This is a genomic window from Eisenbergiella massiliensis, from assembly GCF_003435485.1.
The window spans coordinates 26,959-53,818 of record NZ_QVLV01000002.1 but is presented as its reverse complement, the minus strand read 5'-3'; the positions used below and the strand labels follow the sequence as shown (position 1 = coordinate 53,818).

The 26,860-nt window shown below is 46.6% G+C and carries 27 protein-coding genes; 20 read left to right on the top strand and 7 right to left on the bottom strand.

Annotated elements, in window-relative coordinates:
- The first annotated feature begins 97 nt into the window (after nucleotides 1-97).
- From DXC51_RS02850 to DXC51_RS30235, 7 genes are all read left to right on the top strand, one after another.
- Nucleotides 98-1,168, top strand: a complete 1,071-nt coding sequence (locus tag DXC51_RS02850) for a response regulator transcription factor (protein WP_025489905.1) — start codon at nucleotides 98-100, stop codon at nucleotides 1,166-1,168.
- Nucleotides 1,158-2,987, top strand: a complete 1,830-nt coding sequence (locus DXC51_RS02845; protein ID WP_025489906.1) for a sensor histidine kinase — start codon at nucleotides 1,158-1,160, stop codon at nucleotides 2,985-2,987. The genes DXC51_RS02850 and DXC51_RS02845 overlap by 11 nt, the downstream gene beginning before the upstream one ends.
- Entirely contained in the window at nucleotides 2,984-4,345 is a 1,362-nt protein-coding gene (locus DXC51_RS02840) for an alpha-L-fucosidase (RefSeq protein WP_117543650.1), read from the top strand. The genes DXC51_RS02845 and DXC51_RS02840 overlap by 4 nt, the downstream gene beginning before the upstream one ends.
- Nucleotides 4,346-4,545: 200 nt before the next feature.
- Nucleotides 4,546-5,010 (top strand): spore coat protein CotJB, encoded by a 465-nt coding sequence (locus DXC51_RS02835; protein ID WP_021639185.1) that lies wholly within the window; start codon nucleotides 4,546-4,548, stop codon nucleotides 5,008-5,010.
- Complete coding sequence (locus DXC51_RS02830; protein WP_021639184.1) at nucleotides 5,011-5,637, top strand: manganese catalase family protein; 627 nt, start codon at nucleotides 5,011-5,013, stop codon at nucleotides 5,635-5,637.
- A 238-nt stretch (nucleotides 5,638-5,875) separates the two neighbouring features.
- Entirely contained in the window at nucleotides 5,876-6,631 is a 756-nt protein-coding gene (locus DXC51_RS02825) for a GNAT family N-acetyltransferase (protein ID WP_025489908.1), read from the top strand.
- 218 nt (nucleotides 6,632-6,849) lie between these two features.
- Nucleotides 6,850-6,975, top strand: a complete 126-nt coding sequence (locus DXC51_RS30235; RefSeq protein ID WP_268890904.1) for a hypothetical protein — start codon at nucleotides 6,850-6,852, stop codon at nucleotides 6,973-6,975.
- A gap of 25 nt (nucleotides 6,976-7,000) precedes the next feature.
- On the opposite strand, the gene DXC51_RS02820 is transcribed toward DXC51_RS30235, so the two are convergent.
- Nucleotides 7,001-8,038, bottom strand: a complete 1,038-nt coding sequence (locus DXC51_RS02820; protein WP_025489909.1) for a BtrH N-terminal domain-containing protein — start codon at nucleotides 8,036-8,038, stop codon at nucleotides 7,001-7,003.
- 208 nt (nucleotides 8,039-8,246) lie between these two features.
- On the opposite strand from DXC51_RS02820, the gene DXC51_RS02815 reads away from it, so the two are divergent.
- Nucleotides 8,247-8,597: an MGMT family protein gene (locus DXC51_RS02815; protein WP_025489910.1), complete on the top strand. Its 351-nt coding sequence runs from the start codon at nucleotides 8,247-8,249 to the stop codon at nucleotides 8,595-8,597.
- A gap of 84 nt (nucleotides 8,598-8,681) precedes the next feature.
- Here DXC51_RS02815 and DXC51_RS02810 read toward each other — a convergent pair whose 3' ends face one another.
- On the bottom strand, nucleotides 8,682-9,935 hold the full coding sequence (locus tag DXC51_RS02810) for a galactokinase (protein ID WP_117530939.1): 1,254 nt from the start codon (nucleotides 9,933-9,935) through the stop codon (nucleotides 8,682-8,684).
- A gap of 193 nt (nucleotides 9,936-10,128) precedes the next feature.
- Here DXC51_RS02810 and DXC51_RS02805 point away from each other — a divergent pair, with 193 nt between their 5' ends.
- The 7 genes from DXC51_RS02805 to DXC51_RS02780 all read left to right on the top strand — a co-directional run bounded on the left by DXC51_RS02805 (nucleotide 10,129) and on the right by DXC51_RS02780 (nucleotide 14,338).
- Nucleotides 10,129-11,193 carry an AraC family transcriptional regulator gene (locus DXC51_RS02805; protein ID WP_243003112.1) on the top strand — a complete coding sequence of 355 codons (1,065 nt, stop codon included), beginning with the start codon at nucleotides 10,129-10,131 and terminating at the stop codon, nucleotides 11,191-11,193.
- Nucleotides 11,178-11,741 (top strand): YdeI/OmpD-associated family protein, encoded by a 564-nt coding sequence (locus DXC51_RS02800; RefSeq protein WP_117530941.1) that lies wholly within the window; start codon nucleotides 11,178-11,180, stop codon nucleotides 11,739-11,741. Before DXC51_RS02805 ends, DXC51_RS02800 begins: the two co-directional genes overlap by 16 nt.
- A gap of 210 nt (nucleotides 11,742-11,951) precedes the next feature.
- Nucleotides 11,952-12,383 (top strand): hypothetical protein, encoded by a 432-nt coding sequence (locus tag DXC51_RS02795; RefSeq protein ID WP_117543646.1) that lies wholly within the window; start codon nucleotides 11,952-11,954, stop codon nucleotides 12,381-12,383.
- Nucleotides 12,384-12,487: 104 nt separating this feature from the next.
- Entirely contained in the window at nucleotides 12,488-12,652 is a 165-nt protein-coding gene (locus DXC51_RS29420; protein WP_181970017.1) for a hypothetical protein, read from the top strand.
- A 109-nt stretch (nucleotides 12,653-12,761) separates the two neighbouring features.
- Entirely contained in the window at nucleotides 12,762-13,145 is a 384-nt protein-coding gene (locus DXC51_RS02790; protein WP_243003111.1) for a hypothetical protein, read from the top strand.
- Between the two features lie 186 nt (nucleotides 13,146-13,331).
- Nucleotides 13,332-13,586 carry a glycoside hydrolase family 3 C-terminal domain-containing protein gene (locus DXC51_RS30710; protein WP_021639170.1) on the top strand — a complete coding sequence of 85 codons (255 nt, stop codon included), beginning with the start codon at nucleotides 13,332-13,334 and terminating at the stop codon, nucleotides 13,584-13,586.
- A 149-nt stretch (nucleotides 13,587-13,735) separates the two neighbouring features.
- On the top strand, nucleotides 13,736-14,338 hold the full coding sequence (locus DXC51_RS02780; RefSeq protein ID WP_320919948.1) for a fibronectin type III-like domain-contianing protein: 603 nt from the start codon (nucleotides 13,736-13,738) through the stop codon (nucleotides 14,336-14,338).
- Here DXC51_RS02780 and DXC51_RS02775 read toward each other — a convergent pair.
- Nucleotides 14,335-15,408 carry a helix-turn-helix domain-containing protein gene (locus DXC51_RS02775; protein WP_117543644.1) on the bottom strand — a complete coding sequence of 358 codons (1,074 nt, stop codon included), beginning with the start codon at nucleotides 15,406-15,408 and terminating at the stop codon, nucleotides 14,335-14,337. The two genes, DXC51_RS02780 and DXC51_RS02775, sit on opposite strands and share 4 nt — an antisense overlap.
- A gap of 211 nt (nucleotides 15,409-15,619) precedes the next feature.
- Here DXC51_RS02775 and DXC51_RS02770 point away from each other — a divergent pair, with 211 nt between their 5' ends.
- Genes DXC51_RS02770 through DXC51_RS02760 form a run of 3 tightly spaced genes read left to right on the top strand, consistent with a single transcriptional unit; the run spans nucleotide 15,620 to nucleotide 20,744 of the window.
- Nucleotides 15,620-18,091 carry a glycoside hydrolase family 2 TIM barrel-domain containing protein gene (locus DXC51_RS02770; RefSeq protein ID WP_117543642.1) on the top strand — a complete coding sequence of 824 codons (2,472 nt, stop codon included), beginning with the start codon at nucleotides 15,620-15,622 and terminating at the stop codon, nucleotides 18,089-18,091.
- Between the two features lie 23 nt (nucleotides 18,092-18,114).
- On the top strand, nucleotides 18,115-19,371 hold the full coding sequence (locus DXC51_RS02765; RefSeq protein ID WP_021639165.1) for a glycoside hydrolase family 1 protein: 1,257 nt from the start codon (nucleotides 18,115-18,117) through the stop codon (nucleotides 19,369-19,371).
- A 23-nt stretch (nucleotides 19,372-19,394) separates the two neighbouring features.
- The gene (locus tag DXC51_RS02760) at nucleotides 19,395-20,744 is read left to right on the top strand and encodes an MFS transporter (protein WP_117543640.1); all 1,350 of its coding nucleotides are present in this window, start codon (nucleotides 19,395-19,397) and stop codon (nucleotides 20,742-20,744) included.
- A 378-nt stretch (nucleotides 20,745-21,122) separates the two neighbouring features.
- On the opposite strand, the gene DXC51_RS02755 is transcribed toward DXC51_RS02760, so the two are convergent.
- The 4 genes from DXC51_RS02755 to DXC51_RS02740 all read right to left on the bottom strand — a co-directional run bounded on the left by DXC51_RS02755 (nucleotide 21,123) and on the right by DXC51_RS02740 (nucleotide 24,771).
- On the bottom strand, nucleotides 21,123-21,719 hold the full coding sequence (locus DXC51_RS02755; protein ID WP_180998239.1) for a GNAT family N-acetyltransferase: 597 nt from the start codon (nucleotides 21,717-21,719) through the stop codon (nucleotides 21,123-21,125).
- A gap of 168 nt (nucleotides 21,720-21,887) precedes the next feature.
- Nucleotides 21,888-22,337, bottom strand: coding sequence for a D-aminoacyl-tRNA deacylase (gene dtd / locus DXC51_RS02750; protein ID WP_025489912.1), 450 nt, complete (start codon nucleotides 22,335-22,337; stop codon nucleotides 21,888-21,890).
- Between the two features lie 30 nt (nucleotides 22,338-22,367).
- Nucleotides 22,368-23,411, bottom strand: a complete 1,044-nt coding sequence (locus tag DXC51_RS02745) for a GNAT family N-acetyltransferase (protein ID WP_117543638.1) — start codon at nucleotides 23,409-23,411, stop codon at nucleotides 22,368-22,370.
- A 25-nt stretch (nucleotides 23,412-23,436) separates the two neighbouring features.
- Nucleotides 23,437-24,771 (bottom strand): AI-2E family transporter, encoded by a 1,335-nt coding sequence (locus DXC51_RS02740; RefSeq protein ID WP_117543636.1) that lies wholly within the window; start codon nucleotides 24,769-24,771, stop codon nucleotides 23,437-23,439.
- Between the two features lie 185 nt (nucleotides 24,772-24,956).
- Here DXC51_RS02740 and DXC51_RS02735 point away from each other — a divergent pair, with 185 nt between their 5' ends.
- Nucleotides 24,957-25,694 carry a tRNA lysidine(34) synthetase gene (locus DXC51_RS02735; RefSeq protein WP_117543634.1) on the top strand — a complete coding sequence of 246 codons (738 nt, stop codon included), beginning with the start codon at nucleotides 24,957-24,959 and terminating at the stop codon, nucleotides 25,692-25,694.
- 64 nt (nucleotides 25,695-25,758) lie between these two features.
- Nucleotides 25,759-26,811: a tyrosine-type recombinase/integrase gene (locus DXC51_RS02730; RefSeq protein WP_035323654.1), complete on the top strand. Its 1,053-nt coding sequence runs from the start codon at nucleotides 25,759-25,761 to the stop codon at nucleotides 26,809-26,811.
- The last annotated feature ends 49 nt before the right edge of the window (nucleotides 26,812-26,860 follow it).

Genomic DNA, 26,860 nt, shown 5'->3' with positions numbered 1-26,860 from the left:
AAAAGGTGTATTTTTTTCGATTCTCCTGTTAATCAATTGCACATCCCTCTTACCGGCTTTATAATAAATTCATCACCTGAAAAGGAGGTGTTCCCCAATGCTGAAAATACTTTTGGTAGACGATGAAAAATACGCTATAGAAGGCCTCATATCCATGCTGGACTGGAACCGCTTCCAGGGTGAACTGACAGGCACGGCCTCTTCGGGAGAGGAAGCCGTCGCGCTCATGGAAACACTGATTCCGGATGTGATCATATCCGATATAAAAATGGGCGGCATGAACGGCATCGAGCTGGCCCGTATTGTCCATGAGAAAAATGAAAACATACAGATGATACTTCTTACCGCTCACGGTGAATTTGAGTTTGCCAGACAGGCCATCCAATATGGGGTAATTGATTACATACTCAAACCCATCACACGGGAAAAAATAGGGCAGCTCAATGATCTTCTTGCCCGTAAGCAGGAACAGCTTCTTCTCCAGCGCAAATCCTACCTTACAGTTTGGGATGATTCCTTAAAGCAACAGCTCCTGGAGGCGCTGAAAACCAATGATCGCGGTATATTGGATGAATTTTTCCAGTCGGCGCTATTTGCCGAGCTGATGAATGGGAATGACTGCAATCCCGTAGGCATCCAGCTTATCAATTATTTATACGCCTATCTGAATGACATGAATCTGGAGCAGCAGGCAATTTCCTATTCCAGGAATGAAACCATGGAAACTTTCCTGGATATGACCAGCCGCCAGGAAAAAATGGACTATATTATCACGAAATACTATGATCTGCTGACCAGCGTTTCCCAGCAGAAGAGCGCCCATACGGAGGCAATAGCCGCCTATGCCTTCCGTTATATCGGAGAGCATTACTGTGAACCGGATTTTAACCTGTCCGGCCTGTCCTATGCCATGCATGTATCCCTGTCCCACCTGAGCACTGTTTTCAAGCAGACGACGGGGAACAATCTGATCAGTTATGTTACCGAACTGCGTCTGGAAAAGGCCAGGGAGCTTCTTTCCGATATGCAGTATTCCATCTCAGAGGTAGCCGCACTTTCCGGCTACAGTGACGCCAAATACTTCGCCAAGCTGTTTAAAAAGAAAATGGGGAGCACCCCCAGCGAATACAGAAATCTGATTATACAGGGAGGTATTGATGGGAATTAGGAAAAAAATTTTCTATATCACTGCAGCCGTCATGCTATCCGTCCTGCTTGTTTCCTATGGGGTTATGTATCTGTACTTTTATCACGTTATGTTTGAGGAAACCGTAATCAGGCAGCGGGCCAGTGTGGAGCTGAACCGCCAGATGGCCGATAACTTTGTACAGTCCGTCTATCACACTGCCGTGCAGCTGGTCAGTGACAAGGCGTTGGGCGGTTATCTGAGCAATCCATGCACGGATCCTCTGGAAACAATACAGATGCGGGAGGCCGTCAAGACCCAGTTTGCGCATTACGCCACGCACCAGGTAATTGACAGCACCTATTATTACCGAAGTACCCTTTTTCTCTCTGACCTCCTCCCGATTGCGAAGACCTTTGAAAGCTATACCCTTGACAATAATCCCTATGCTGCCTCAAATGTGGTCTTTTCCGATACCAATGTACAGGAGGAGGAATGGTACAGGGAAACCGTAAAGCGTACCGTTCATGTATTTACGAATGAGTCTACAGATGAATTCTGCATTGCCCGAAAAATTATCAACACCTACTACATTGGTCCTTATGATTCCAACGGCACCGCAGTGATGGTGGTAAGCGTAGCGAAAAACCAGCTGGAAAACGTATTTTCCAGTATTCCTGTGACGGCCGGAAGCGGTTATGCCATTCTGGACGATGATGGGAAAAACCTGTACTGCAGCAGCACAGGCATCGGCTGCAACGTTTATGAATATGCCTGGCAGGCCTCCGGCTGCAGGGAACAGGATGAGTTTACCTTAAGCCTGGACGGGGAAAAATACCTGGCCAGCAACTGCCAGGCCCAGTATGGCATACATCTGCTTTTTCTTACTCCAAACAGCGATATCACCGCCAGCGTAAAGCCCCTGATGGCTACCTACAGCCTGATTTTCGCAGGAATTTCCCTGGTTCTCCTGCTTGCCATTTACATCCTCACCGGTCGCTTAAGCCGCCCTCTGATCCGTCTTTCCGCCGCAATCGGAGAGGTGCGCGACACCAGGAATTATGATAAGGAAAAGCTGCACGTATCCAATGAAAAGGAGCTTGTCATACTGGAAAAAAGCTTCGGCCAGCTCATTGACAATGTCAACCGGCTGATTGAAGACATCCGCATTCAGGATGAAAAGGAAAAACGGTCACAGCTGCGCGCCCTGCAGGCCCAAATCAACCCTCATTTTATTTTTAATGCGATGGATATGGTGAACTGGCTTGCTTTATCCCGAAACTGTGATGATATCGCCAGTATCGTTTCCTCCATCGCCAATATGATGCGCTACAGCATCACCAATGCGGACGGCATGGTTGCCATTTCCCAGGAAATCGCCAATATCCGGGAATTTATCTCCGTTTACCAGCTGCGCCATAACAACCGGCTGCACCTGGATACTTCCGTTGACAACGAGGATATCAGCATTCCCAAATTTACCCTGCAGCCGCTTGTGGAAAATTCCGTGCGCCATGCCAAAACGGTGGATGGGGAGGATCTGTGCATTGACATACACGCCTGGAAGGAAGGCCGTACGGCGCTGATAGAGGTCCATGACAATGGCAGAGGCTGTGACGCACAGGAACTGAACCGCCACATACGTTATGAAAAAACAACGCTGCAGGTTTCCAGCGGCTTTGGCATCCGTAATGTAAATGAACGGATCGCGCTCTGGTATCACGGAGGAAGCGGCCTGATTTTCCGGAATGAGGAGGATGGGAGCCTGACAGTACGCATTATACTGGATATCACACAGGAAAAAGAAAATCCTGACAAAAGCAGTTTGCCCGGGGAAACGGGCGGAAAGGCAGAAAAATGAAAAAAGAAATTGTAACCAACGGCGTGCATACCTACACAGCCGCTGAGCAGTATGTGCCTCCGAAGGAGCCTGAAGTACAGGCGCATGTAAAATGGTTTATGGGTCTGAAGCTGGGCTTTATGATGCACTGGGCGCCGGGCTGCCAGCTGGGAACCCTGGAATCCTGGCCCCTGTCGGACGGCGATGCTTCCTGGTCACAGGTGGATGTGGACTGGACCGATATTGAAACCTTCAAGCAGCAGTATATCAATGCCAACAAAACCTTCAATCCTGTAAAATTCCGTCCGGATAAATGGGCACAGCTGGCTGAGGAATGCGGTTTCAAATACCTTCTTTTCACCACCAAGCACCATGACGGCTTCTGTATGTTTGATACCGCGACTACCGATTATAAGATTACCGCTCCTTCCTGTCCCTTCCATACAAGTCCTTATGCCAATATCACGCGCAGCCTGTATGAAGAATTCAGGAAAAGGGGAATGGCCATTTCCGTTTATTTTTCCAAACCCGACTGGCACTGTGATGATTACTGGCATCGTGATTTCGGAACAGCGCCCACAAGAAATGTGAACTATTCCATTCAGGAATACCCGCAGCTGTGGGACCGCTTTGTATCCTATACACACAGGCAGCTGGAGGAGCTTGGCAACGATTATGGAAAAATTGACTGTCTCTGGCTGGACGGAGGCTGGGTTAACAAGGATAACCTTAATCAGGATATCCGCCTGGGGGAAATCGTGGAGAAGCTTAGAAAAGGCCCGCAACCTCACCTCATTGTCTGTGACAGGACGGTGGGCGGAGAATACGAAAACATTGTAACCCCTGAAAAACAGGTGCCGGAGGAGCCGCTTTTTATCCCCTGGGAAACCTGCACCACAGTAGGAGAGAAATTCTCCTTTCATTATACAGATCACTTCAAATCCGGCAGGCAGCTTGTCCATCTTCTTTTGGACATCGTCTCCAAAGGCGGCAACCTGGCCCTGAACCTGGCTCCGCAACCGGACGGCGAACTTCCTGCCGGGGCTGTGGCTTCACTGCGCGATATGGGCAGATGGCTCAGGATGCATGGAGAGGGCATTTATGAAACCGATATTATCAAACCCTATTTTGAAAGAAATGTGAAATACACTGCCAAAAATAATATCCGATATGCTTTTTATCTCTACGATGACTGCGTCCGTCTGCCCCTGCGCGTATACCTTACTGCCACTGAAGACATAAAGAGTGTCAGGCTGATGAGAACCGGCCAGGAAATTCCTTTTAAAAAACAAGGCAGCCAGCTCCTCCTGGATACTACAGACGTAGACAGAAACTCTGCCTTTTATGCAGACTGCTTTATCCTGGAAGCTATGCCGTAATATAACAAAAATGACAGCTGCAAATAAGTAATGTATCAAACTCCCAACATAAATACATTCTCCCGGAAGCATACTAAGCTTGTCGGAGGATGTATTTTTTTGTGGTAAAAAGACCCTTTTTTACTTAAAAAAAATACAGATTCCGGCGGCATGAAGCTACGAACTCCATGTCATTTTATGCAACAGAAAGGAGTTTTACAATGGATAAAAACGGTAACCAGCTTGCTATTGCAAGCATTCCCTGCCAGAAGTGGAAATCAGTCTATGAACCTGCGGCGGCATTGAGAAAAGGAACCATTTTCCCGGAGCTGAACCTGCCATTTTTTATGGCTGACGACACAGAGGAAATCCCCGCGGGCCAGGGGTTTGACAACGGCGCTGAAGAAAAAAGTACGCAACAGGAGGAAAGAGAACAGCTGCTTTCCAAAATTGACGAAGCCGGCTTTGTGGTAAATGACCTGACACTGTATCTGGATACCCACGAAGAAGATGAGGAAGCCCTCCGCATGTTTGAGGAATATTCCAACCGTAAAGTGCAGCTGACAAAAGAATTCGCGCAGAAATTTTACCCGCTTTCCGAAGCAGCCATGGTCCTTTGCGGCAAGGAAATGAAAAAATTCAGCTGGACAGACGGTCCGGCCCCCTGGGAAGGAGCGTGTGTATAAATGTGGGCATATGAAAAAAGACTGCAGTACCCCGTAAAAATTACCAAAACCTGTCCGAAAACAGCACAGCTGATCATCAGCCAGTACGGAGGGCCGGACGGTGAGCTGTCCGCCTCCATGCGTTACCTGGCGCAGCGTTATTCCATGCCGGTAAAGGAAGTGGGCGGCCTTCTTACAGATATTGGTACAGAAGAGCTTGCGCATATGGAAATCATCTGCGCCATGGTTTACCAGCTGACGAAGCACCTGACTGTAGAGCAGGCACAGGAAGCCGGCTTTGACGCATATTATATCGATCACACCGCGGCCCTTTGGCCCCAGGCCGCCGCAGGCGTCCCCTTTACAGCACTTGAGTTTCAGTCCAAGGGCGATGCCATTGCGGACCTTACAGAAGACCTGGCGGCAGAACAGAAGGCCAGGACCGTTTATGACAACCTGCTGCGCATGATTACCGATCCGGAAGTCAGGGAACCTCTGAAATTCCTGCGTACCAGGGAAATCGTCCATTTCCAGAGATTCGGTGAAGCGCTGGAAAAAACAAAGGATAAACTGGATCCCAAAAACTTTTATTATTTCAATCCTGAATTTGATAAAGAAATGAAGGATAAGAGCAAATTTAAGCTTTAACCCTCGCACCATATCCGGGAAAGGGGCCGCCTGCAGCGTTCATCTGATGCTTGCAGGCGGTCCCTTTTTCAGCAGCCGAAGACGCCGCCTTTATCCTGCCAGACAGCCTGTACGGGACCACTTGGAGCATGAAATTACTTGGATTATGGAACCACTACAATTATGGATCCGCCTCGATAGACGGGCTTACCGGTTTATGATAAAATATTGACAAACAGTGAAACAGGAGGAGCATTACATGAATATGGATTTTGTAAATTTAACACCGGAAAACCTTGCCAACGAGCATTTATGCTGTATCATCCGCAGTAAAAAGCCGCACCAGGGGGTGGAGGCAAAACGGCAATGGCTTTCGGATCGGCTGGCGGAGGGCCATGTATTCAGAAAATTGAATGAAAAGGCCACGGTTTTTATTGAATATGCCCCTCTTGAAACTGCCTGGGTACCCATTATCGGTGACAATTATTATTACCTGTATTGCCTGTGGGTATCCGGCAGCTGCAAAGGGAAAGGGTATGGGAAAGCCCTGATGGAATATTGTATTGCAGATGCCAGGGAAAAGGGAAAATCCGGCATTTGTATGCTGGGGGCCAAAAAACAAAAGGGCTGGCTTTCCGATCAGGCGTTTGCGAAAAAATATGGCTTTAAGGTGGCTGACACCACCGAAAACGGATATGAACTGCTTGCCCTTTCCTTTGATGGAACCATGCCGGAATTCACTCCCAGAGCCAAAAGCTCCAGCATCGAAAATAAAGAGCTGACAATCTTTTATGATATGCAATGCCCATTTATACCGCAGTATATCGAAAGGATAGGAGATTACTGTGAAACAAATCATATCCCTGTTTCTTTCATCCGGGTGGACTCACTCCGGAAAGCAAAGGACCTGCCCTGTGTATTTAATAACTGGGGCATTTTTTACAATGGGATTTTTGAGACAGTGAACCTGACAGATGCTGCCGGCATACAGAGAATACTTAAAAAAAATGCCTGAGCAGCTTTATTCAATTTAAAACAGCGATATAGTTAACATAATTTATTTATGTAACCTTAATACAATCTTATAAGGATATGAAGTTAACATAATATATTTATGTTAACTTCATACAAAATGACAAAATTAGGATCCGGCAGACTGACATGCAATTCTTTATCAGGGGAATACTAATCTCAGATAAAATTCACCCCAGCATTCCACATTGGAGAAAATTCATGAAAAGTAAAAAGCCCGGTCTGTTATATGTCCTGTTCAGCTTCAGCACCGCCTGCGCCATGCTTTATCTGTTGGGAGCCCATGCGCTGAGAAAAAGTCTGTTGTATTTTCGCGTTATCTATTGAAAACCGCGTCTTTTTCTGTGCGTGTTCAAAGCTTCGTCAGCTGGCTGTATAAATCATATTCCGCGTCATGCAGCGCCCTGATTTCTTCAGATATATGGAGCAGGAGACTGCTATGCCCATCTTCAGACACCTCCCACAGTTCATCTGCCACAATATCCCACTCCTCTGCAATTTCAAAGAAGCGTGAGCCAATCGTCCGGATATGGCTGTTATCAAGCAGTTCTGCCGCCTCAAGCAAAAATCCGCCGTACATTTTTCTGAAAATCCCGCCGCCGGTCCCCCCATCCGCACTTATCTGAAAATAGTTGGTTATTGCCGCCGTCCGCAGCTTTGCCACATCGAAGGAACCCCATTTTATAATTTCCTTCCCAAATTTTTCAATACCGCAGATTCCCTTCAGCCTGGCCTGGGGATTTAACATTTTATCACACACTGCCATGATAGCCTGACGAATTCCTGCATTATCCGCATTTTTAAAATTACTGAAATCAAACATGATATACTTATTATTCGCAGGAAAAGGCCGGAAGGCACTGGAACGGGCCAGTTCCATCTGTTCATAGCTCACCATATGATAATTTTCAGCAATCATTCCCCCGGGAGTCCTGACCGGGAAGTCCGGGTTATCACGATCACTGACGTAAAAGCAGCCCTGTTCGTCATCATAGCCGAACAATACAACAGCATGGCCGCCGAAATGGCTGTCCGGATCCAAGGACATATACGGAAGATATGGCATATCCGCATATATAAGTACCGGCTGGTTGCCATCAATCATTTTCCTGGCCGCTTCAAAGCTCTTGTTGTTATCGCGTCCTTTCCTGAATTTCATCCCCACCCCAAGGCGTTTTGATAATATCCCCTCAAATTCCATTATTTTCGAACGCCCCGATACCATCGGCGAATGGGCCATATTTATGTATGCAAAGTCAAGGCCTTCACCAAGCCCGAACAGCATTTCCTCCGATAAGGGATGCCCATAGAAATTAAAGATTTGTTTCATTGCGTTGGTGATGCAGTGCATGCCGCCTGCAGGCTGAAAATTATCCACTGTTTTTTTCATTCCTGTTCCCGCTTTCTGTAATGAATACCGGCATTTATTTCCAGATCAGCCGTCTTGATTTTGGTTGCTGAATACAGCATAACGCCTCCTCTGCGGGGGAAGGTCAAGGGGCATTTGGTTTATCAGGTGTACATTGACGCAGGCCGGCCCTCATTATATAATCAGGTTGAAAAACAGGAAAATGGCCGAGGTTATGGGAGGGATAAGGATGGATTTTTATAAAAGACTGGCGCTGGTTGGTTCACAGATTCCCTGTGGGAAAGTGGCTACCTATGGGCAGCTGGCGCTTTTATGCGGCCGGCCGCGCAATTCCAGACAGGTAGGCTACGCCCTGAACAGAGGGCTTGCCGGTGATCTTCCGGCGCACCGCATTGTTAATTCCCAGGGGATTCTTTCCGGTTCCCCTGCCTTCGATACACCGGATATGCAGCGGCTTCTATTGGAAAAGGAAGGTGTCCCGGTAAAGGATAACAGAGTGGATTTGAAAAAATATGCCTGGGACAATACCATGGAGGATGCGCTTTATTTGAAAACATGCTTTGAAGAACAGGGAATATAAAAAAGTATGCCCGGCGCAGGAAAAAGCATCCGCATATATAAGTACCGGCTGGTTGTCTGGCATTTCCTGCGCCGGCATATTATTTTACCCCAGATGAATTGCGCCCTGACTGCGGATTGTGATGGGAAAAACATTGTCACATCCCGCATAAGCGGAAATATATTCCCTGTATACATCGGCAGCTTCCCGGGGAAGGATGCACATGATGACACCGGCAAAGCCTCCTCCATGTACCCGGCAGGCCCCTTTTCCGATTTTGGCCAGAAACAGCTCTGTAAGAGCGAGCATTACGCTCACGCTTTGCTCTGCCGGCTCAGAAGGGACACAGCAATTCTGAAGATATTTCCAGGAAGAATTGCCTGACTGGCTGACAAGAGAAAGGAAAACGGGAATATTGCTTTGACCAAGCGCTTCCCTGGCGTCGTCAACCCGTCTGTTTTCTTCAAAAAAATGGATGGCTCGCAGCAGGCTGCGGTCACCGCAGGTTTGCCGGATAGCCGGCGCTTCTATCAGGAGCGATTCCAGGCTGGTATCAGACAGCTGCTGTTTTCCTAGACAGGAAGCTGCCTTTTTCATCTCCGAAGGGATTTCTGAGTATTCCCGGCTCAGGTTTCCGTGGCCTTTTCCGGTATTTACCAGGATGATTTGATAGCCCTCCTGTTCCAGCGGGAGAGTGAGTTTTTCCACCACCGGATTCTCCTTATCTGAAAAATCAAGGAAGACCGCTCCGCCCACCGCACAAGTCAGCTGATCCATCAGCCCGGACTGCTTTTTCCAGTAATGATGCTCCGCATACTGCCCGATTTTTGCATAGTCAAGGCAGGACATACGGCCTTCATTGAAGAAATGATTGATAATAGCGCAAATCAGCATTTCAAAGGAAGCGGAAGAGCTGACGCCGGCCGCGCTGATCACCTCGGTGGAAATACAGGCATAAAAGCCTTCTACCTTAAAACCAAGGGTACGGCACCCCCGGAAAATACCCGCCAGCAGGGAAAGGGTTCCGTCCCCCTCCGGTACTGCATCCAGATGTTCCAAATCTAAAACAAAGGGCTGTGAAAAGCCCTGGCTTCGCACAATGACACATTCGGAATGATTCGGCCAGGCAGCGGCAATGGTATCCATCCCAATACTGGCCGCAAGCACCTTGCCTCCATTATGATCCGTATGGTTCCCTATTATTTCCGTTCTTCCCGGAGCAGTAAAATATTCGGCTCCCTCCGCATTAAATTCTGTTTTCAGCTGCCGTTCAAGCACGGTGAAGCGGGCAAGGCTCCGGGTTTCTTCGCCATAAACAGCATAGAGCATTTCCTTTAGGCTTTCCTTTGATTTACACATTTTTTTCTTTCCTTTCCGTTTTTATCCGGGCGCCCTTTACAGTTATTATTATAGCGGTTTTAGTTATGTACTCCTTAAAAATTCTGCGCATTATAAGGAATATATTGCTCAGAAGGTAAAATAGTAATTGCATTGCCAGTCTGATAATGCTATCCTTCTTATAAGAAGGTTGTAAGCAGGGAATGAGGGCGGATTGCAGAAGGATCAGTTCCTTGCACGGACAGGAGAGCAGATGGACAGGCAGGAAGAAAAAACACAGATAATCACCAACCCCTCCGGCCGGGAATTAAAGGAGCACGGAAGCTATCGATTTCCTTTCCTGGTCAGCAGGGAAAGACTTTCCCGCTATGAGACAGGCTCTTTTCTCTGGCACTGGCATACGGAAATTGAATTTACGCTGGTAACGGACGGATGCATGATTTATCAGATAAATGACAGCAGCATCAGCCTGAATGAAGGAGACGCCCTGTTCGGCAATTCAGGAACGCTCCATTCGGCGCACAGAGCGGATGAAGGAGACTGCCGCTACATTTCCATTACCTTTTCTCCCAGGCTGCTCTATGGCTATGAAGGCAGCCTGCTCCAGGAAAAGTATGTGGAACCTCTGATCCATAATTCCGGCCTGGCTTTTCTGCATTTTCACGGCAAAGATTTTTTTCACGGCAAAGAAAATTATTATGGCAAAGAAAGCTTTAACAGCGAAGAGAGCTGGCATGGGGCGGTAATAGAAGGCCTCCGGCATATTACCGCCGTATATGAAGAAAAGAAGCCATTATATGAACTGCGCCTGCAGGAGGAGTTGCTTCACATCTGGAGACTGATGCTGGAGCACTGCTGTCTGGACAAAGCCTGTAACAGTAACGGAAGGGATGAAAAAAATTATGAAAGAATCCGCAGAATGATTACCTTCATCCAGGAAAATTACCAGCAGAAGCTGGAGCTGGAGGATATCGCCCGGCATGTGCACCTGTGCAAAAGTGAATGCTGCCGTATTTTCAAACGATATATGAAGGAATCTCTGTTTGACTATTTACTGAAGTACAGAATTGAACAGAGCCTCCCTGACATTCTGGCAGGAGAGGAGAGTCTCACGGAAATTGCCCTCCATTCAGGTTTTGCGGATTCCAACTATTTTTCCAAAGTTTTTCACAGGCTGAAGGGCTGTTCTCCCCGGGATTACCGCAAGAAAATCTATCATTTTAAATCAGTTCCAGAAAAATCAGATCCGGAAAAGGAGATACCATGGACGACAATATAATGCAATTTACCAACAGAACAGAATTCAGGGCCTGGCTGGAGGAAAACTGTCAGACAGCCAGCGGCATATGGCTGCTGTTTGGCAAAGCGGGCGGCCCTGAAACGCTGACGGCCGGCGAGGCACTTGAAGAAGCACTTTGCTTTGGCTGGATTGACGGTCAGATGCAGAAAATTGACGATAAGAGTTATAAAAAATATTTTTCCACACGCAGGGCAAACAGCAAGTGGTCAGAAAAGAATAAGGCTCTGGTCCAAAAACTTGAAGCCCAGGGCATTATGACAGATTATGGCAGGATAAAAATTGCGCAGGCCAGGGAAAACGGGCAATGGAATGCCAGGAAGCCGCCGGAGATTACCGAGGAGCAAATAGCCTTAGTTTCCGGCCTTCTTTCAAAATTTGAACCCGCCCATACGAATTTTATGGCAATGCCTCCTTCTGTTAAAAAGACCTATACACGTGCCTGGCTGGATGCCAAAACAGATGCCGGCCGTGAAAAAAGACTGGCCTGGATGGTTGAACGGCTGAATAAAAACCTGAAGCCCATGTAAACAGGGATGCCTGGTGCCTGTCATTTCTCCTGTATTTCGTGGGCTGCATTTTCGGCTTTTGTTTTTTTAAATGAGGATTTACCCAGACAGATTAAATTTGATGAATTAGTGAAAATTTTATTGAACTAATAGCGAAATATAGATCCTTGATAATTGAATATTGATGGTTTAAAGCTTATAATGATGATAAAAATATGCATGGAGGTACATATGAAAGAATTAAAAAATGGTGAGTTGATATCATTATACATGGCATATGAAAGTGAATGGGAGTATAGAGATTCATCTATATGGAATATTGTAACGAAAATGTTTGTAGTTACATTGACCACCATTTTAATTCCGTTTTTATATAAAGAATATTGTGAAAATTATGTACCTCTCATTATTTTTCCTGTTGTAGGTATTATAATGGATTGTGTATTTCTTTATATATTATTATCTGCATGTAAGAGATATGAAAAAATAGGAAATACATTATTCAAAATTAATAGTATGTTAGACAAAAAGTATCGTAAAGAAATAATAAGAGAAAAAAGATATAAAACAAAATTAAATTATTTCGTAGCATATGCTTCATTTACTTTTTTTATGCTTTTAGGTATTCTAACAATAATTGTTTTAATACTTCCTAAAAAATAAGTTAGTCAACCATCAATATTTGATGGTTTTTTTTGTGCGTTGTATGGCTAAACTGAAATTTTGAAAATATTGTGTAATATTACGTATAGAAAGGGGATGGCAGTATGGCAAGATCGAAAATTGATGAAGGAAAGAAGTGTGTCCGTAAAGATGTGAGTATGGAGCCTGAGCAGTACAAACGGCTGTGTGATTATTGTCAGAAAGTAGAGCATCCGCTCTCCTGGGTAATCCGGAAGGCCCTGGATGAATACCTGCTTAAAACTGTGTAAGCTTACGTAATATTACACAATTAAACTGAAATTTAGATGGGAGAATATTTATGGTAGGAAAATATAAAGTAATTACATTATGTGGAAGCACAATATTCAAAAAGAGTTTATGGAAACGCAAAAACTTTTAACATTACAAGGATATATTGTTATATCTGTTGGTTTATTTGGACATTCAGGAGATGAAGAGGTCTGGGAAGGTATGGATGAAAATACATTGACTCAGACAAAAGTCATGCTTGACGATATGCATAAAAGAAAAATTGATATGGCAGATGAAATTTATGTAATTAATGTTGGTGGATATATTAGTGAATCAACTAAATCTGAGATTAAATACGCCAAAGAACAGAAAAAGCGTGTAAAGTATTTGAAGCATCCTTTAATTGGAAAAAATATTCAAATTAACAAAAATGAAGAAATAAGAATTATCACAAATGTAACGAAACATGAGGGGGCTCCAGATACTGGAGCCCCTTTTTGTTGGCTTTAGGCAGCTGAAAGAGGCAGCGACTGCTTTGTAGGACGGCATATAAGCCAGGATTTTCATTGTAGTGATGAATTCGAAGAGTCATGCAGCTATTCAATTCCCCCTTTCATGAGCCGATGATTCCGAAGATCCGTGATGAGGACATTCAAAGGGCAGAAACAGATATTGCCATTTATGTGATTGCCCGTAATGCCGGAGAGGGAAAAGACCGCCAGCTATGAGAATGTCATTGTCATTCTAAATGTCTGCGGAGTAATCGATACGAAGTATCTAAGACAGCAGCCGGGGATCGGGGCAGTGCTTCTGATGAGTCAGTCCGGAAGTATCGGAGGATATGCACTGGCGGACGTATTGACCGGAAAGGTGTCACCGAGAGGTCACCTGACAACTACATGGGCCAAACAATACCGAGACTATCCGGGGCGGAGTCATATAGTTTTTTAGATGATGAGTTCTACCGGGAAGGAATCTATGTGGGGTACCGGTATTTGACACATTTAATGTTACTCCGGCCTATCCGTTTGGATATGGAAAGGTAAGCCATAGTCATTTTCTTATACAGAGTTTGAACTTGCTGTGGAAAAGGTTACGGCATCTGCACAGAATGTTTCGGTAACGGTAAAAGTCACAAACGTCGGGAAGAAATTGCAGGTCGCGAGGTTGTACAGGTCTATTATTCCGCCCCCAAAAGAATGCTGGAGAAACCTTACCAGGAACTGGCGGCATACGGAAAGAACGGCGTGCTTGCCCCGGGGCAAAGTGAGGAGCTGCAGATTACATATCCGCTAAAGACAATGGCTTCTTACGATTCTGAACGTTCCATGTACATTCTGGAAGCTGAGGAATATTTTATTCGGGTGGGAAGTCATTCACGGGATACCAGCATTGCAGCGGCAATAAGGCTGGATGAAGAAGCAGTTACCGTGGCTGCCAAAGACTTACTGCCCCTTCAGGAAGACTTGCGGGAGCTGAAGTCAGAGGGCATTGTGCCTTATAGTTATCAGGAAGAGGCGCAGGAGAAGGACGCAGCAGTCAGGATTCCGGTCTCGGCGAAAGAGATTGATAAGCAGGTGTATGTCTATCAAAAGGAAAATAACCGGATGCATACAAACACACATGTAAGTGAGCGTACGGTCCGTGAAATATATTTGAAAGGATTTGAAATTGCCGTAAAAATTAGTATCCAAAACAGCTAAAAGTTACGATAATTATGGCGGTATTCATCTAATGTCACCTGATATTTCTTCTTAAACTGACGATAAAAAGCAGTGCGGTTTTCAAAGCCGAGCCGGTGAATGATCGCAGAAGCGCTCAGATCAGTATTTAACAACAGGCTTGCAGCTTCCCGCAGGCAGACATTCCGGATATAATCAGCGAGGGTCTGCCCGGTCTGCTTATAGAAGATCTGGCTGATGTAATCGCCATTATAGTTCAGGGCATCAGCCAATTCACTTCTGCTGACCTTTCTCTTTTGAAGATTGATGTAAGTGACGGTATCCTCAAACAAATTTTGCTCCCGAATCGCTTTCAGCCGGACATAGGAGTGGGTATACTCAATCGGCGACTGCAAATGAAATAGAAGTCGTTTCAGGCTGCCGGAAACAATATCTTCATAACCGGGGGCCTTGCCTTTGGATTCGCTTACAATCCGATAGATAAGCTGCTCCATGCCATTTGAAATACCCTCATCCGGTGCGGGCATCGGAGTAAAATCAATATAATCTTTACGGTCTTTCTGATCAGCCTGAATATTTTGGCTGAGAAACCAGGGAAGGCCGTCTTTTTGTGTATCCAAAAATAGATGCTTGGTCAGAGCAGACAGGTATTGGGGGGAGAAATTGAGGTAGACCGCCAGAAAGGCGCTGCGGTACTCTTCCACATGGCGGGCATTGCAGTTGATCAGACAAGCCTCTCCGCTCTCATACCGATGATGGCTCCCCTCAATCATAATATCCAAATGCCCATCTAAAATATAAAATAGTTCGAAGTAGTCGTGTTTATGCAGGCGGCTTAACTGCCTGGTGTCAACCGCAATGGAGAAGGCCGTTTCTGCCCCTATAAAGGCGAAGAGATAAGGTGCGTCGGGCGTATAGTCAATGATGGTCAGGCTGAAAGGCGAGTTCATCGTATAAAGGTCATATGATTCCTGTTTTTCGGGATTAAAGGGCAGGAGTTGGAGAAAATCACGGTTTTTATGATGCGATTTGGCTTCTACTTGTAAGGCTGAAACGAGTTTTTTTAATTCTATTTTGTAATCAACAGACATTTTTGACCTCCTAAGATATACGGAAATAATACAGCTTAATTTTTTGAACTACGGAAGAAACATTGAAGAGGACCGTAGAAATCATTAAAATCATGTTAAGAGTTATAGATATTTTATCATGAATGAACAGGTGTATCAACCACAACAGTGGGAAGTTGCAGCTGGAAGGTAATGAAAATGATACAAGATACAAGTGAAGGAGGAAATAGAGATGATCAAAATCCCATTTAGTCTGGGCTGGGAACGGGCAATCGGACAATCAAAAGAATTTTGGCTGGGGAATGATAATCCCAGAGTCAAGGTGGATCTCCCCGATGATTTTATTATTAACCAACCAAGGACGGCAGAAGCAGTTGGCGGAGCTTCCACAGGATATTTTCCGGGCGGCCGCGCGGTTTATACAAAATGCTTTGAGGCACCGGCCGAGTGGAGCGATAAGACGGTGGTGCTGGATATTGACGGTGCATACATGAATGCGGAAGTGACAATGAATGGGGAAGCCTTGGGTGTGCACCCATATGGATATACACCATGGCAGCTTGACTTGAAGGACGCAATCATTCCGGGTGAAAAAAATGAGCTGGAAGTGGTCACGAGGTGCATTCAGCCGAATTCACGCTGGTATTCCGGCGGCGGATTATACCGGGAAGTCAGTTTATGGATCGGTGAGGCATGTCATATCCGGCCGTGGGATATTGCGGTGACAACCGCCAAAGTGCGTGATTCCCATGCGGTGATACATATAGAAGCGGTAGTGACAAATGAATCAGAAAAGGATGCTCAGGGAACTTTACAGATCAGGGTGGGAGAGACAAAAGCCTCATTACCGGTGAAGGTGGCCGCCGGCAGTACACGAAAAATGGAATCGGATATCGAAGTGGTGGGACCTGTGCTTTGGTCAGCCGAGTCTCCGCATTTGTATCATCTGGAACTGGAATTGCAGACAAATCTCGGCACCGACCACAGCGAGCTGCCGGTGGGAATCCGTAAGATCGAGATCGATGCAAAGAACGGTATGCGCGTAAACGGTCAGCCGGTAAAATTGTTGGGCGGATGCATTCACCATGATAATACGCTGCTGGGTGCAGCGGCCTTTCCGCGGGCGGAAGAACGTAAGATTGAACTGCTTAAAACCGCCGGATATAATGCGGTCCGGTGTTCGCATAATCCGCCTTCCGAAGCCCTGCTGAATGCCTGCGACCGGCTGGGGATGTATGTGATCGACGAAACCTTTGACTGTTGGCGGGTCGGGAAGAACGATCAGGATTACCATCTGTACTTTGATGAGTGGTGGCAGCGGGATACTGAAGCGATGGTACGGCGTGACCGCAATCATCCATCGGTATTCTGCTGGTCGGTTGGCAATGAACTGGTGGAAGCCGGCGGCATGAGTAAAGGCGTGGAGCTGGCCGGGATGCAGGCAGACTTCGTACGGAGCCTGGATCCGGACCGACCGGTCATGGCAGCCTTCCACAGCATGATCAAAACAAAGCGTGAGAAGGATAAGCCGCCCCGCATGCCGTTTGCAGCAGCCAGCCAAAAGAATGATTCAGAAAAAGGCGGCAGTGAAGAGGTTATGAAGCGGATGGCTGATCCGGCTGTATTTGAAAAAATGATCGAAAACATCGCGACCAATAATATGGGCGATGGGTTTGTAAACGGCGAAGACGTCTGGGGCGAAATCTCAGAAGACTGTGCGGCTATGTTGGATATCGTTGGTTACAATTATCTGCCCAAACGATACACAGCCGATGCAAAAAAATATCCGGACCGAATCATCTGCGCCAGTGAAACACATGCCAATAATACGTATGATTATTATCAGGCGATGATGGAAAACAGCAATGTAATCGGTGATTTTATCTGGACGGCATACGATAATCTGGGCGAAGCCGGTGCTGGCCGGGTCCTGCGGAGCGTGCAGGATATGGCGAGCGGGATGCTGGGAGCCTGGCCGTGGCTCAGCTGTTATCAGGGAGATTTTGATCTGGATGGCAATCGCAGGCCCCAAAGCTATTACCGGAAGGTGATGTGGCAGAAAGACGATGGCATTCATCTTTTTGCCAAGCCGCCGCAGTATACCGGGAGAAAGTCTCAGGGGTTGGGATGGCAGTGGAGTGATGTCTGGAAAAGCTGGACCTGGCCGGAAGCCTACATCGGGAAAGATATCGATGTAGAATGTTATGCGGACTGTGATACGGTTGAATTCATTTTAAATGATGAGGTGGTGGGAACCGCTCCGGTGACACGTTTTAAAGCGGAGTTTACGTTACCTTATCAGCCGGGGACACTCAAAGTGATTGCGCACAAAGAGGGAAGAATAACCGCCGAAGATACACTCATTACCGCGGGTGAACCGAAAGGAATCCGATTGATACCGGACCGAAAGGAGATCCGGGCAGATGGTATGGATCTGTGTTTCGTTAAGGTCTGCCTGGTCGACGGTGAAGGTGAGATCGTTCCGACCGATGACCTGGAGGTGACAGCGGATGTGGAAGGCGGCAACCTGGCGGGATTTGGTTCAGGAAATCCCTGTACCGATGAAAACTATGGTACCGGGAAACGAAAACTCTGGAAAGGGCAGGGGCTGATCTGTCTGCGGGCACCGATGGAACCTGGAAAAATAACTTTAAAAGTGACGGGTAAAGGGTTTGAAGAAGAGCTGGAAATCAGATGTAGCTAAGTGAAAAAAGGAGGCAGGATATTATGGAAGGAATGAAACAGTTTATGCTGGGGGCATCAACAGCAGCCTATCAGGTGGAGGGAAATAATGTCCAGAGTGATTTCTGGGTAATGGAACAATTGGAGCACAGTTCATTCAAGGAACGCTCCGGTGATGCGGTAGATCACTATCATCGTTATGAAGAGGATATTAAGCTGATGAAAGCAGCCGGCCTGAATGCTTACCGTTTCTCCATCGAATGGGCTAGGGTCGAACCGGAGAAGGGAAGATACTGTGAAGCGGAAATCAACCATTACCGTGAGGTTCTGGCGTGCTGCCAGGCCAATGGAATTACACCGGTTGTTACCATGCACCATTTTTCTTCACCTCAGTGGCTGATCAAAGAAGGGGGCTGGGAGTCGGAAAAGGTGGTTGCATATTTTCGGGATTACTGCGCTTATGTCGCGGCGCAGCTGGGGGATCAGATGAAATATATCTGTACCATAAATGAAGCGAACATGCGCCTGCAAATGACTTCGGTCATGCGGACCTTTGCTAAGAATATGGGCATCAATCTGCAGATCGGTGTGAATCTGGAGCTGCCGGAACAGTTTATGGTGGGACGAAGAGAGGCTTGTGCGGCTTTTGGTGGTGTGGCAGCGGTGAATACCTTCCTGGATCCATGTACGGAAGCGGGCGATCTTTTGATCATGCAGGCTCATGAAGCGGCCCGGGATGCGATGAAAGCAAAATGCCCGCATCTGGCCATCGGTATTACCCTTTCATTGCATGACATCCAGCCGGTCGAAGGCGGGGAAGAGGTTGCCAGGCAGCACTGGGCGGAGGAATTTACCCATTATCTTCCGTATCTGCAAAAGGATGATTTTTTCGGACTGCAGAACTACACCAGAACGCTGGTCAATGCTGAGGGTGAGCTGCCGGCACCGGAGCATGCCAAGCGGACCCAGATGGAGTATGAGTTCTATCCGCAGGCACTTGAGCATGTGATTCGCAGGGTACACAGTGAGCTTAAAATTCCGATTCTGATTACCGAGAATGGAATCGCAACACTTGATGATACGGAACGGGTCGCATTTATCGAAGAAGTACTTGGTGGAGTCAAACGTTGCCTTCAGGATGAAATACCGGTAATCGGCTATCTGCACTGGTCACTGATGGATAATTTTGAGTGGCAGCTGGGATACAGCCGGAATTTTGGTTTGATCAGCGTGGACAGGGCGACACAAACGAGAAAGCCCAAAGACAGTTTTTATCAATTAACCAAGTCGTGGAATCAATGAGAGGATGAGAAGGAGGAAGCAAAATGAAATCTGAAGGTAAGAAAAAGGCGAATAAAGTGCCGACAAAACTGATGTTAGCCTGGAACTCACGTTCCGTTTCGATGGCGATCAGTGTGGTGCTGATGATGCAGGTGACCTATTATTCAACCGAGATCCTGGGGATCGGTTCAGCGGCAGTTGGAGCATTGTTTATGGCAGCGAAGCTATTTGATGGGGTAACCGACCTGATTGCCGGTTTTATCATCGATAAAACCAATACAAAACTGGGGAAAGCAAGGCCTTATGAATTATTTATCATTCCCTTGTGGCTGCTGATCATTGCATTTTACAGTACGCCGGATATCGGAACCACCGGAAAGATGATCTACATATTTGTTACATATGTCCTGATCAACTCTGTCTGTGCTACTTTTCTGCAGTCCTGTGAAACCGTTTTCCTTGGCCGGGCGGTGAAAGAAGATGCCAAGCGGGCGAAGATCCTGTCAATTGGCGGCGTAATCGTGATGCTGTTCAGCGCTGTATCCAGTATTTTGCTGCCGCAGCTGATGGCGAATCTGGGCACGCAGCCGGGGGGCTGGTCGAAGATCGCACTGATCTATGGGGTGCCGATGCTGCTGATCGGAATCTGCCGTTTCCTTTTTGTAAAAGAGATCCCGATTGATCAGGAAAGCGAAGATAAGAATAAGGTGGGATTTGTTGAAGGACTGAAGCTGGTAGCGAAGAATAAGTATATTTTTATGTTCTCCTTATTGGTACTATTGTCATTCTTGCTTACGAATACACTTTCGATTGTAGGAACATACTATTTTACCTATATTTTTGGAAATCTGGGATTGATGTCAGTCATTGGTATGCTCAGCCTGTTGTCACCGTTCTTCTTCCTGCTCTTCCCGGTGGCAATCCGGACGATCGGTTCTATTTCATTTGTCAAGTTCGGGCTGGCGGTAGCTTTGATAGCAGCGGTTATCCGCTTCTTCTTCCCATCCAATCTGATGGTGATCGTAGTCACAACACTGGTGATTTCGGTCGGTTCACAAACGTTGACTATGATGAACCATTACTTTATCCTGCAGTGTATCGACTATGGAGAGATTAAGACTGGTAAACGTGTGGAGGGAACACCGACGGCAATTGCTAGTTTTGCGAATAAGGTCGGAAGCGGTGTGGCCTCACTGCTGGTTGGTGGATTTATGGCACTGTTTGGCTTTATCAGCTCGGCAAGTGTGCAGACGGATAGTGCGATCCTTTCGATCCGCTTGCTGTATTCGGTCATTCCAGCGGTCATCCTGGTCATTATGCTGATCGTGGTTCATTTCTTTGATGTGGAAAAGGTATTGGCCAAACTGCGTCCGCAGGCGGAAGCAGAGTCATAAAAACGAATCAGCCGCTCATTACAACGAAGATTTATCCGGTTGTAGTTGAGCGGCTGGTTTGATGCATTTATTTAATTTTTCAGCCGGTATTCCTGCGGCGTGCATTTGTAGTAGCTTTTAAAATGTGATTAGAGAGCCAATTGACTTTGAAAAAATGCAAGCGGCAATTGACGGAAATGCAGACGCATGCAAATATAGCAAATATAGATTCAGGGTTGTTGATTGCGAAGATGAAGAAACAGAATTAACTTGAGGATTTATAGGAGGAACCGATAAATGAGGAATTACATAGAAGAGCATCACAGCTTACAAATAGAACTATTCGCAAAACACAAGTTTAACGAATAGATAATGCTTTTTAACACTTAAATAGCGCTTTCAACCGTCCTTTCCCATTTTCTGCCTGCCAAAATAGTCCTCTGCAAGAATTGCGTAATTCACCTTATCAAAGATACCGCGGTTACACAGGCAGGCCTGGCGCATAGTGCCCTCGTAAAGCATCCCGCATTTCTGCATCACTCTGCCGGAAGCAGGGTTTTCATGAGCATGGTAGGCATAAACCCGGTTAAAGCCAATCTCACGGAAAAAGTAGTCCAGAACTCTTTTTACCGCTTCGGTCATGTAGCCCTGGTTCCACCAGTCAGGGCCGATTTCATACGCAAGTTCAATTTGTTTAAGCCGATCCTCCGGGTGCATGCCGAAGAACCTGCCGATGACATCGCCGGACGCTTTCATCTGGATTGCCCAGCTGTATCTGTTTGGCCGGGAATATGCGCCCAGCCATTCCTCAGTAAACATCTCCGCAGTCTTAACAACATCTTCGGTGGTTTTCATAGGCTTATAATTTGTCCACTGCCAAACCTCAGACTTGCTCCAGCAGTTATTAAAAACCGGCTCAAGATCGTCAATAGTAAACCGGCGAAGGATAAGACGTTCAGTTTCAAGCACCACAGAACCTTTATGAGTTATTGTCAATACAGAATCCTCCCAGGAAAAAATTTGCGAGCCAAGAAGTTTAACGAAATGTTGCAATGCGAAATCTCCGGCGCGCAATTGATTATAAACAGCAAAATATAACAATTCACGCAAAAGGTTTACATAACAATATTATGTAAACCTTTTGCGTGAATTTCCCCGTCCTGTTTACATCAGCTCCTCTGAATCAAGCACAACGGTAAACGGCCCGTCATTCACCAGTTCTATTTTCATATGCGCACCAAAAATTCCACACTGCACATTACCGCATTCCTTACGGCATTCTTCAATAATATATTCATACAGCTGCTTTGCATGTTCCGGCGCCCCTGCCTTCACAAAAGACGGCCTGTTACCCTTTCTGCAGTCGGCATACAGGGTAAACTGGGAAACGAGCAAAAGACTTCCGTTTACGTCCTTGAGCGCCAGATTGGTTTTTCCGTTTTCATCTTCAAAGATTCTGAGGTTCAGCATTTTACGAAGCATTTTATCGGCAACAGCCTCCGTATCGGTATCAGTTACACCGATAAGCACCAGGAAACCGTTCCTGATGGCTCCAACAGTTTCTCCTTCCACAGAAACGCTGGCGCCGGTTACTCTTTGAATCACAAATTTCATGATGTATAATCTCCTGTATGTAATATTCATTTATTCCGGAATAATGACTTGCCCAATCCGTTCATCAATACGGCGTACAACGCCCTGGGTATAGGCAGTAAAATATTTGGACCAGAATCTATCGGCTGTTGGGTTTATGCTTTCAAAATCTACGCCAAGGCGCGTATATCCTTCTTTTTCCAGAATATCCACAGCATAGTCCAGCAAATTTTGATACAGTCCTCTTCCCCTATATTCCGGCAGGCAAAATGCGCCTGTAATATGAATATAGTCGGAAGCCTGCGTAATGAAGGTTTCCCCTGTATCTGAAAGTTTCAGGTATGCACATGGCTCCCCCTTTTGGAACGCGGCAAAGCATCTGTCTTTATTCCTCACACATTCCTCACAAAATTCTTCACAGCTTTCCAGCCTGCGGTTCATAAAAAAAGGGCTTTTCCGGTAGTGACTGTTCAGCATGCTTTCAAGTGGATATATTTGGCAATATTCCTCTGGTTTCAGCTCCGTAAAAACAAATCCCCCCAAAGACGACATACCTGTCTTTCCCTCATGAGCGCTCCCACTCTTCAAAAGCCGTTGCCCATCCATCCGCCGCATCGTATCCAACTGCTGCATTGTATCCAACCGCTGCATTGTCCGGATTGAATCCACGCAGCGCAGGCCGAATCCATAACGGAAAAACTGCCCCAAGGCAGCTTCATCATGGGCATAAAGGCAGACCGCATGGCTGTACGCTCCCGCCTGCACCCACTTAAGCGCAGCGTACTGATACAATGCGGCATAAATTGCGGCCCTGTTTTCCAATATGGCAGCATTGGCCAGCATAGGTGAAAAAACACCTTTCACATCCGTGGATCGAAATACATTATCAAAAGGGGCAACCGAACACAAAAAGCCAACCAGCCGCCCATTTTCAAGGGCTGCTGCCCCCATATGATTGTCTGCAAAGTCTTTCAGGGCCGGCACCGAATGGATTTCCGGCAGAGCCGGAACCTCTCTGCGCTCCTCATCATAGCAGGACAGCGCCAGCGCCTCCGCCTCCGGAATGTGCTCATATCTGAAATCTGTAATTATCATAATTAATTAAACCATCTCTTTCAATTCACTTATCTTCCCTGTCGTCATCCGTTCCCTTTACAGAAGACTCTGAAGCGGACCCTGCCTTCTCCGCCGGCTTGCCATCCACATTTTCCGGCTGGTAAGGAACGAATTCCCTGCTGCCTTCTTTAATACTTCCCAGGTTTTTATATTCGTCCGTTTCTGTAGGCAGATTCTTTTTCTTCAGATTACGGTTGATGCGGCGCCTGCACAAAGCATAAATTACAGCAAAGGTCGGAACACCGATTACCATTCCGGGAACTCCCATGATACCGCCGAACAGGGTGATCGAAAAGATTACCCAGAAGCTGGAAAGCCCCGTGGAATCGCCAAGAATTTTGGGTCCGAGGATATTGCCGTCAAACTGCTGCAGAATCAGGATAAAAATCAGGAAATAGAGACACTGCATCGGATCGATCATCAATATCAGGACCGCACTGGGAATGGCGCCCAGATAGGGCCCGAAAAAGGGAACGATATTGGTAACGCCGATAATAACGCTGATAAGCACGGGGTAAGGCGTACCCATAATACTGGTTCCTGCAAAACAGAGAATTCCGATAATCAGGGAATCCAAAAGCTTGCCGCTGATAAAACCGCCGAAGGTGCGGTGCACGAAACGGATGTCTTCAATAAAAGCATTGGCACGCTTGATATCCATGGCCGCATACACAGTTTTCTTTGCCTGTCCGAAAAATTTTTCCTTGCTCCCCATGATGTATACCGAAATAATCAGACCGATTATCAGGTTCCACATGGCCTTCAGAAGGCTGAACGCGTAGTTGGAAACTACCTTGAGTACGGCGTTCATCTGAGGCAGCAGGGTTTCATTCATCCAGTTTTTCAATTCAGGTGTATATGTGCTGATGAGATCGTTGATAAAAGTCTCCACATCAGGGTTGTCCGCCAGGACCTTTTCCAGCCAGACGGTAAGGTTGTTCACATATACAGGAAATTGAAATACAATGCTCTGTATACTCTTGAATAACTGAGGAAGCACCATGGAACAGAATGCGTAAATGATAAAAACAACAAACAGCAAGGTAAGCGTAATGGCGGACATTCGCAGCATTTTGCGCTGCTTTTCAGTCATATCCCCACGCTTTTTCTTGAAAATATACTTAAGAGCCTTATGTTCAATAAAATTCAGAACCGGAGTGAGCAGATAGGCAAGAATCAGGCCATCGATGATGGGCATGGAAATAGCGATGATTTTGGAGACTCCGTCCTTGAAATTGGCGCCCCGGAACATCAGGAAAAAGAGGCATATGCTGGCTCCTATGACCAGAAGGGCCGTGATGCCCCAATAGAGATATTTTTTGTCCCAGCGGAATTTCATAATTGCATGGTCTCCTTTTGTTTAAGTATTGTCGGCAGGAACCCGGATACAGGTGTGCACGATATCTATTATATAACACCCGCATTAAAAAATTAAGCAAAATTAATGAAATTTCTCTAAAATAATTGTATAATATCTATTCAGGATTTATAAAGAGACACGTGTTACAAAAGAAAGGATGATTTATGAGACTGCAACAGGTTTTAAGCTATGTCCGCAAGGCTGTGGATGATTACCATATGATCGCCGACGGAGATAAAATTGCGGTGGGTATTTCCGGAGGAAAGGATTCCCTGACGCTTTTATATGCGCTGCACGGCCTGCGCCGCTTTTATCCGCAGAAGTTCGATATCCATGCGGTGACTGTGGATCTGGGCTTCGGCAATCTGGATTTAAGCCGTATTGAAAGCATCTGCGCCGACGAACTGCAAATTCCATATACTATTGTGAAAACGGATATTGCAGATATTATTTTTGATCAGAGAAAAGAGTCCAATCCCTGCTCCCTTTGTGCTAAAATGAGAAAAGGAGCCTTAAATGAGGCCATCAAGAAGGAAGGCTGCAATAAGGTTGCCTATGCCCATCATAAGGACGATGTGGTGGAAACCATGCTGATGAGCCTGATTTACGAAGGCCGCTTCCATACCTTCAGCCCGGTCACCTATCTGGACCGGATGGATTTGACGGTGATAAGGCCGCTCATGTATATGAATGAAGCGGATGTCATCGGCTTTGTGAATAAGAACCAGGTCCCTGTGGTAAAAAGCCCCTGTCCCGCCGACGGCTATACCAAACGGGAATATGTGAAGCAGCTGCTTAAGAAACTGAACCAGGAAAATCCCGGCGTGAAGGAACGCATGTTTACAGCCATCCAGGACGGCGGAATGACAGGCTGGCCGCCGCCGGACACCAGCCGCAGGTAACAATCGTACCACCATTCCACAAAGATCATGGCAACGGAGGGACTGCAGCGGAGGAAAAAGAAAAATGGCAGAGAATAAAAACTATCATGACGAATTAAATAAAAAAAACATATTGAAGCTCCGGGAGCTGCTCGCTGCTCTCCCGCCCTTCTGCAAACAGTTTTTCCGCGGGATCGAGAATACCACGGCCTCCAGAACGCGAATCGCCTACGCCTATGATTTGGGCGTCTTCTTTGAATTCATCCATGAGACGAACGGCGTATACCGGAAAAAGGATATCGTTGACTTTCCGCTGTCCATTCTGGATGAAATCGGCAGGGAGGATATTGAAGAATACATGGAATACCTCTCCTATTATGTGAAGGACGGCGTGGAGTACACGAATGACGAACGGGGAAAAAAGAGAAAGCTGGCCTCCCTGCGCAGCTTTTACAATTACTATTACAGAAATGAGCTGATAGAAAATAATCCTGCCGTTCTGGTGCCTCTTCCCAAGCTTCACGACAAGGAAATCATCCGTATGGACCCAAATGAAGTGGCAGTCCTTCTGGATGAGGTGGAGGACGGCGGCAGGCTGACAAAAAACGAACAGCGCTACCACAACAAGACAAAAACCAGGGATCTGGCGCTGCTGACGCTTCTTCTTGGCACCGGAATCCGTGTGTCCGAATGCGTGGGCCTGGATATCCAGGATGTGGATTTTGACAACCAGCGGCTGAAGGTGCGCAGGAAGGGCGGCTACGAGGATATCGTTTATTTCGGCGAAGAGGTGGAGGATGCCCTTTATGATTATCTGGAAGAACGTGAGCGCATCATTCCTCTGAGCGGTCATGAGAACGCTTTTTTCCTGTCCATGCAGAACCGCAGAATTACAGTCCGCAGCGTGGAGAATCTGGTGAAAAAATATGCCTCCAGGGTAACCACCCTGAAAAAAATCACCCCTCATAAGCTGCGCAGTACCTACGGCACCACCCTGTACCAGGAAACCGGGGATATTTATCTGGTTGCCGATGTGCTTGGACATAAGGATGTGAATACCACAAGAAAGCATTATGCCGCCATGCAGGATGAAAACAAACGCAAAGCGGCCAAAGCCGTAAAATTAAGGGAACCGTAACCGTCGCGGTTCCCTTAATTTATGGTGCGCCTGACTTATATGGCCTTTC